Genomic DNA, 1,398 nt, shown 5'->3' on the forward strand with positions numbered 1-1,398 from the left:
AAGTGCTGGGCAATCCAATCGGACGGGTCGTTGGGATCGAACCTGTAGGAGCGATCCTTGTGGGTGAAGACATGCAGGAACAGTCTGCCATCAGGCTTCACCCAACTGCGGATACGTTCGAGAAGCGTGCGCCAGTTGGACATGTGCTCGAACATTTCCACGGAGACGACACGGTCGAATTTCGCCTCCGTGGTGAAGTGGTTCATGTCGGCGGTGATGACGTCAAGGTTTGCCAGACCTTCCCGCCGTGCGAGGTCAAGAATATGGGCGCGCTGCGAGGCCGAGTTCGAGACGCTTGTGATGCGCGAATTAGGAAAGCGCCGCGCAAGATAAAGCGAAAGCGAGCCCCAACCACAGCCGAGCTCCAGGATCGTCATGCCGTCTTCGATCGCAGCATTCGCGACAGTGTCGGCGAGCGCCAGGAATTCCGCTTCCGCGAGCGTCGTATCGGGCGTCGGATAAAGGCAGCAGGAGTATTTGCGCTGCGGGCCAAGCGCTACCGCGAAGAAGTCGGCCGGCACCTCATAGTGCTGGCGATTGGCCTCATCGGTGTGGGTTGCCACCGGGAAGCGGTCCATGAGCTGGACGAAGTCGCGTTCGGTATCCGCGGTCGTTGTCGCGAGCTTGCGCTTGGTGCGCGCGCAGAGAAAATCGATGCCTGCCAGTGTCATTGCGTCAGTAAGCGGCGCGCGCTCGGCAGTGTTGATGGCGAATGCCAGCATGTTCATTGTTGATCTCCTGGAAGGGTGGATTTGCGAGGACCTGGGAAGAAGGCGTTGACCCGGCGTTGCAGGGCACGGAATTTGTCGCCGCGCGAGCGCAGCATGTGCTCTTCGAGAGGTGGAACGCCGGAGACGTGAACCAGCAGCCAGTACATCATCAGTGGCGCGAGCAAGGACAGCCAGTTCCATATCGATCCAGTCGACGCAAACAGCGGCCAGCAACACCAGAAAAGCCACTCGAAGAAGTAGTTTGGATGGCGCGAGTACCGCCAGAGCCCGACCTCACAGACTTCCGTCTTTGCCTCGGGCGTCTTTCGGAAGCGGGCGAGCTGGACGTCGGACAGGGCTTCGCCGCCCAGCGCGACGATGGCGAGCAGCATGGCCAGAGCGTCGATGGCGCCTGGAAACGGCCGGTCATTGGCTGCGGCGAGATAGACGGCCAGGACGAGGACGAACGCGGCCAATGCCTGTATCTGCAGGAAGACGAACAGCCGCCAGGCTGCGCCGTCGCCCCAGTCTTCGATGAATTTCGCATAGCGAGGATCTTCGCCACCACCTGTGGTGCGCGAGCCGATATGGCTTGCGAGCCTTAGTGACCAGGCGCAGATCACGATCAAGAGGGCGACACGGCGGTTGAAGTCACCACCGGCGAACGAGGCAGCGACCACGCCTCCGA

2 protein-coding genes are annotated in these 1,398 nt (G+C 61.1%); both read right to left on the reverse strand.

Translation table 11 applies throughout. The annotated features are described in order from the left end of the window. Positions 1-728, reverse strand: a 728-nt coding sequence (locus tag ACCD05_RS31655) for an SAM-dependent methyltransferase (RefSeq protein WP_413397616.1), incomplete at its 3' end; no start/stop codon positions are given. Beyond that, the coding region (locus ACCD05_RS31660) for a DUF1295 domain-containing protein (protein WP_112989842.1) at positions 725-1,398 on the reverse strand (674 nt) is incomplete at its 5' end. The genes ACCD05_RS31660 and ACCD05_RS31655, both read right to left, overlap by 4 nt.

This window comes from Rhizobium sp. Rhizsp42, assembly GCF_047304155.1.
Classification (GTDB): Bacteria; Pseudomonadota; Alphaproteobacteria; order Rhizobiales; family Rhizobiaceae; genus Rhizobium.